General features: G+C 34.4%; 4 protein-coding genes and 1 pseudogene. All 5 read left to right on the top strand.

The window, feature by feature from the left end:
* A pseudogene (locus BOW57_RS20685) lies at positions 1–954 on the top strand (hypothetical protein); the annotation flags it as partial.
* A 104-nt stretch (positions 955–1,058) separates the two neighbouring features.
* Positions 1,059–2,291: a gliding motility-associated C-terminal domain-containing protein gene (locus BOW57_RS19245; protein ID WP_129056662.1), complete on the top strand. Its 1,233-nt coding sequence runs from the start codon at positions 1,059–1,061 to the stop codon at positions 2,289–2,291.
* 223 nt (positions 2,292–2,514) lie between these two features.
* Positions 2,515–4,590, top strand: a complete 2,076-nt coding sequence (locus BOW57_RS19240; RefSeq protein WP_129056660.1) for a hypothetical protein — start codon at positions 2,515–2,517, stop codon at positions 4,588–4,590.
* A 41-nt stretch (positions 4,591–4,631) separates the two neighbouring features.
* Positions 4,632–5,141, top strand: a complete 510-nt coding sequence (locus tag BOW57_RS19235) for a hypothetical protein (RefSeq protein WP_129056657.1) — start codon at positions 4,632–4,634, stop codon at positions 5,139–5,141.
* Between the two features lie 506 nt (positions 5,142–5,647).
* Complete coding sequence (locus tag BOW57_RS19230; RefSeq protein ID WP_089054418.1) at positions 5,648–6,205, top strand: RNA polymerase sigma-70 factor; 558 nt, start codon at positions 5,648–5,650, stop codon at positions 6,203–6,205.
* Positions 6,206–6,286 lie beyond the last annotated feature (81 nt).

Raw genomic sequence — 6,286 nt, 5'->3', positions numbered from 1 at the left:
GCAGAAAGTGGTCCAGCAACAGTAATTAATCTTGTTGATATGGTAGGAGATGCAGAAACGCTGACAACCTTAAATAAAAATGCAGCCAACGACGGAAAATATGTTTATAAGAGTGAAAATGATACAGAAACTACAATAGACGTTGTAGCCGATGTAATCAACAATGCAAGCACAATTATCAACGATTCTAAGTTCGCAACAGAACTTACACAATTTGTAGGTTCAAACGAAACCTTAACATCACTTGCTTATGATGCTGCAGGTAAAAAATTAAGCTACCAAGGAGAAAGTGGTCCAGCAACAGTAATTAATCTTGTTGATATGGTAGGAGATGCACAAACGTTGACGTCACTTGCGGTAAATGGTACAACAGGGACATTAGATTATAAAGATGAAAATAATTTTGTAACATCAATTAATTTGAGTGCTGCCGTAAAAGAACCTTGGTTTAGCTCAACAACAAAAGCAGGAGCAACTACAAATACGGAGAATATTTATACACAAGGCTGGGTAGGTATCGGGTTTGATACTCCATCTGGTAAAGCAGGTGAAAAACTGAGAATAAATGGTTCTATTACAACGGTTAATAGTACATATGCCGATTACGTTTTTGAAGATTACTTCCAAGGATACTCTGATATTAAAGCAGATTATAAATTTAAGGGATTAGCTGAAATCGAGCAGTACATTAAAACGCATAAACACCTTCCAGGGATTACTCCAATCAACGAATTGGAAAGAACTGCCGAAGGATATTCATTCAACATGTCTGAATTGTCAATCCAATTATTGGAAAAAACAGAAGAGATCTACTTGCATATAATTGAGCAAAACAATGCAATTATTGCAAAAGACAAAGAGATTGCAAAAATGAACGAACGTTTAGAAAGATTAGAAAAACTAATCGAAGAAAACACAACTTCAAGCAATGCAGCTTCTGTGAGTACAAACTAAAACAAAGAAAAAACACCTCTTTTATGAATAGAATAACTGAGGTGTTTTATATCGTTTTTAGTATAATTTGTCATGTTTAAGACTAACACTTTAAATTAAAAAGTATGACCAAATTTATTTTAAAAATAGTTACTGCAACATTATTTTTTACTATTGGTAAACTTAGCGCACAAACCATAAATATTGGAGAAATAGCAATTTTGTCAGGAACAGACTTTGCTACAGTAGCTGATTTTGATAACAAGTCTACCGGAGATTTTATTAATGATGGACAATTTACTGTTTATTCAAATTATAATAATGATGGATTAGTAACTTTTAGTCCAAAAACTGCTTCTGGGTTAACTTATTTTAAAGGTTCGGCTGGAGCTCAGACGATTTCAGGCAGCGAGTTAAGTGAATTCAATAATGTAAGATTTGAAAATCGAATGGTTCAGCCAGCGTTTTTATTGTCGACCGAAATTAGTATTCATGGCGTTTCTGATTTTTACAAAGGAATAGTTTCTAATAACAACTCCGGAGGAATAGTCATTTTTGAAGCAAATGCAGCGCATAAAAATACAAATGATGATAGTTATGTTGATGGATATGTAGAGTGTGTCGGGAAAAATGAATTTCAGTTTCCTATAGGAGATGGAGGTTATTTCAGACCGTCTGCCTTCAGTCAAAACAGCATATCTAAAGACTTCTTTAAAAGTAAATATGTTCTAGCAAATTCTAACGAATTGCATCCTCATACACAAAAAGAGGAATTGATAACCTTAATAAACACCAATGAATATTGGAAGGTTGAAAGCAATCAAGCTGTAATAGATTTGGCTTTAACATTAAAATGGAACACTAATACAACGCCAGATGAATTAACCAGAGAAGATTCTGATTATACACTGGCTATTGTAAATTGGGACGCTGCACAATCAAAATGGGTGCATTATGCATCTGCCGTTGATAATCAAAATGAAACGGTTACCGCAGCCATAAATAAAAAAGGAATTTTTACACTTGGAAAATTGAAAACCTCTACTACAACTGATGTAATTGTTTATAACGCAATCTCGCCAAATGGTGACGGAAAAAATGATTATTTCAATATTGAAGGACTGGAAAATTTCCCTGATAACTCTGTACAGATCTTTAATCGTTATGGAGTAAAAGTATTCGAAACAACAAATTATGGCGCCAATGGAAATTGGTTTAGAGGAATATCTGATGGAAGAGTTACAACAGCTAAAAATGAAGGGCTGCCAACTGGAACTTATTTTTATGTTCTAAAATATAAAACCAACAATGGTGACTACAAAGACAAAGCGGGATATTTATACATCAGTAATAATTAAATACTGCTGACTTTTAATGCATTAAAAATCTAGATACGCCTTTAATTTATAAAGGGTTGTGTCTTTATGTATTGATTTTATGATTTTAGATGGCAGTTTCAAAGAACACAGCCACAGTAAATTTGCCCATATTTTAATCCGTAATACACTAGAGAACTATAAAATAATTCTAGAGAGGATTAGGTATAATGAGCAAAGTATGAATTATTTAAAAGTTTTTTATATGATACAAAATGTTAACAAAAGCAATACAATTGGATTTTGTTTTTTTATATTCTTTTCCTTGCTGCTATGGTTTCCTGTTAAGCTTAAAGCTCAAGAACAGCAGATAACACGAATAACAAGTGAGGTATCCATGCAGGCTGAAAATAGCGAATTTGTTCCTTTAGTAGGAGGTACAAAAGTAGTTGCTCTTACTGCTGATGAAGGTATTAGTACTGCCTTGCCTATTGGATTTACCTTTAATACTGGTCTTGAAGATCATACTACTTTTTTTGCCAGCTCAAATGGTACGATCACTTTCAAAGCAGGGAGTAGAGCAGTAACAGAGCCTACTGGAAATACTCTTATGTTAGCTCCTTTAATGGCTGATTTAAATGGTGTTCAAGGAGTTTTTTCCTATCAAACAAGTGGAACCGCTCCTAATCGTGTGCTTACGGTTGAATGGAAAAATTGGAAATGGTATGCTGATAGTGGTGCTACAATAAGTTTTCAGGTAAAAATGTACGAAGGAAGTAATGTTGTAGAATACATTTATAGCAGAGAGGCTGGCACTTTTGCGAACAGAGCTACTGCCATAGGTTTTTATTATGGACAATTGTATGAGGGAAAAGCGGCACAAGTATGGCTTAACGATTTGGGAACAAATCCAGCTACATCAGGGGCCTATATAAGACCAACTGTCGACCGTCCGGCAAACGGGCAATTATATCGTTTTACTACTATTAATACTTTCGCTGGTTACTTTGGACAAACGGTTATTAATTCTCCCGGCGGAACAAATGCCAATAACGGAATTAGGCTTAATATTTCTGGAGCAGGTAATATGCAGATCATTAGAAAGGGTACAGGTCAAATATACGCGTATAATAATAATTTAGTATTTGGTACGTCAAAGGCGTACGATGTACCCGGTACTACGCATGGTCTGGTGCTTTCTATAGGGCGAGATGTTTTTACAGGAGGAACTTTGGTTCCTACTGGAATTACTGCGCAAAAATTAACCCTTATTAGCAGTACACAACAATCACTTATAGAATCGCCTTCAGGTCATTTTGAGAATACAATTAAAATGTCGGCTGAAAAAAATGGTCTGACTTATTTACTAGATATAAAATATACATACGATTATCCTAATCCAAATGTTACTATTGAGTACAAAGTTACCATACCAGACGGCAACACCGAAAAAGTACAACTAGCCCATGGATGGGACACCTATTTAAGCGGAGGAGATACTGGACCTGGATTTGTTAAGGGGACAGCTCCGAATTTCGTAATGGGAGTATTTAAACAGGCTTCGTCTTCGTATGAAGCTTTTCAATATAAAAGCGGTGTTGAGTGGTCTGGTTATTTTTCGGCAGGATATGGTGCTCTTAATGGTAATTTGAATAGAGGGACAGATACTTTCATGGCTTTTGGTAACTTAATTAATTCTGTAGCTACTACAGATAATGGTATTGGTATTTCAATGAATTTTGGCACAACACCGGGTGCATTTACCAGTACAAATGCTTTAATATTTGCCTGTGAAGCTGGAGATGTTGCACCAAAATTAAGCACTACTACGGCGAAACCTTGTTTAGGAACTACGTTTGACTTAAATAGTTATTTAACTTCAGAGCCTCCTTTGGGTGTAGAAATAGTATGGAAAAATGCATCAGGAGTTGTAGTGGCAGATCCTACAAATATGAGCACAGCAGGAACATATACTGTATCGTTTTACTCAGATTTGTATGGCTGTTCTTCTCCAAGTGCATCGCTTACCGTGTCGTTTGATGCAACTTGCGCTGTATGTTATAAACCTGCCGTTACTACAGGAACAGTGCTGCCTATTAAAACAATTATATCAACACTAGACAGAGTTGATACACCTCGTAATTATGCTGATGCAAGAACAGGAAGTTTGATATTAGAGTCAAAAGAAAAAGGTTTAGTATTAACGAGAATAGCTTCTCCAGAAACTGCAATTACGGCTCCTGTAGAAGGAATGATTGTATATGATACCGTGGCAAAAGTTATTAAATTATACAATGGCACATCTTGGAAAGCAATGTCGCAACAAGCATGTCCAGATTAAAAAAAGATTTTGATTCTTAAGAATAATAAAGAAAAATAATTATGAAAAAAATCAAGTATATAATCGGTGCATTTTTGATAGGATTAACCGTAAATGCACAGGCCGTTATTGGAAAAACAACTCCTCAAGGTTCAGGAATTGTCGATTTCAATGTGGGCGATAAAGCAGGTATTGTATTGCCTTGGGTAACAACATTGCCAACAGGTACAGCCTTAACAGGAGGCGTAATGCTGTTTGATGCCAACCTAAAAAAAGTAGTTTATTACAATGATACAGCTTGGGTTGATTTATCAAGAAAAACAGGAGCAGTCGATTTGTCTATTCAAGAATCAGTACCTGAAGCTGCTACAAAAGGAACTGTTATTGGAGCAGAAAGCAGCAGTGTTGATGGAGTTCTAGTTTTAGAATCGGCAGATAAAGCTTTGATTCTGCCTAGAATAGTTTCTCCGCATCTTAATATAATAAAACCTATGGCAGGTACTATTTGTTATGATACCGTAAAAAAAATGGTTTGCGTTTATAATGGAACAGAATGGACATTCTGGAAATAAAAAAGAATGAAATTATATAGAACTCGTTGTGATTTTTGCAACATAGTTTGATTTATAAAAATCAGTTTAGTTAGTACAAAATCCCCTAATCTTAGGGGATTTTTTTGTTGTGTAATTTTTTAATATACAAATGAAGATCAGTAATTTAATGAAGATTAAAGAGCGATCTTCATTTTTATTTTATTCAAAGTGCACTACTATTTTATTGTCTTGTAAGACAATACTTTTCTTTTGAAAAAACACAGCCCTTTTATATTTTCCATTTCTTCCTCAACTAACATTTAGAACATCAAATGTTAATACAATGTTTTATAATAAGGCTATTTTATTAATATAACCATAACCTTGTCGACCTACCCTCATTTCTAATTTTACAGACATATTATAAAACAAAATACTGTAGTATATGTCATTTTTAAAAATTGGAATACTTCCCCAAAAAACAATTCAGTTTAGCGTCTGTAGAAACCATTTTTATTTGGCTGATAATGCAAAAATGAATGGTTATGTATAAAAAGTTTACGGATGAAGAACTTGTTGATTTATTGAAACAAGGAAAAGACAAAGCGTTTGATGAATTGTATTTTCGATATCGCGATTTATTAGTTCGGTTTGTTTATATCAGAATGAAATCAATTCCTATCTCAGAAGAAATCGTTCAAGAAGTTTTTACCACAATTTGGGAGCGCCGCAAGACCCTATTAATTCAAAAGAAATTTGCCGCTTATATCTATACTTCAGTTCGATACATGACTTTAGATTATATAAAATCGCATACCATAACAGATCAATATATAAAAGAAGTTGCAGACAGCAGTACCGTTTTGTACAATAGCACCAATACAACCGAAGATTCGATTTATTACGACGAATTACAGCAAGCGGTAGATAAAGCCGCGGCATTGCTTCCAAAAAAATCAAAAGAAGTTTTTATTCTAAGCCGAATAAAACACTATTCCAACAAAGAAATTGCCGACGAACTCAACGTGTCAATTGATACCGTAAAATATCATATTACGTATGCACTGAAATTCATGCGTTCCTATTTAGGAGAGTTCAACTGAAGATTTTCTAACCATTAACAAACTTAGATTTTCTTAACAGAAGCGTAACCTAAAGCGCCTACCCGAAATTTCTATTTCAAA

The organism is Flavobacterium sp. YO64 (genome assembly GCF_004119505.1).
Lineage (GTDB): Bacteria > Bacteroidota > Bacteroidia > Flavobacteriales > Flavobacteriaceae > Flavobacterium > Flavobacterium oncorhynchi.
The sequence above is the reverse complement of the archived record's forward strand: the minus strand, read 5'-3'. Positions and strand labels throughout refer to the sequence as shown.

Excerpts from the sequence above, each read along its gene's own strand:
- BOW57_RS19240 (WP_129056660.1), top strand. The coding sequence starts at position 2,515 with ATGATACAAAATGTTAACAAAAGCAATACAATTGGATTTTGTTTTTTT.
- BOW57_RS19245 (WP_129056662.1), top strand. The coding sequence starts at position 1,059 with ATGACCAAATTTATTTTAAAAATAGTTACTGCAACATTATTTTTTACT.
- BOW57_RS19235 (WP_129056657.1), top strand. The coding sequence starts at position 4,632 with ATGAAAAAAATCAAGTATATAATCGGTGCATTTTTGATAGGATTAACC.
- BOW57_RS19230 (WP_089054418.1), top strand. The coding sequence starts at position 5,648 with ATGTATAAAAAGTTTACGGATGAAGAACTTGTTGATTTATTGAAACAA.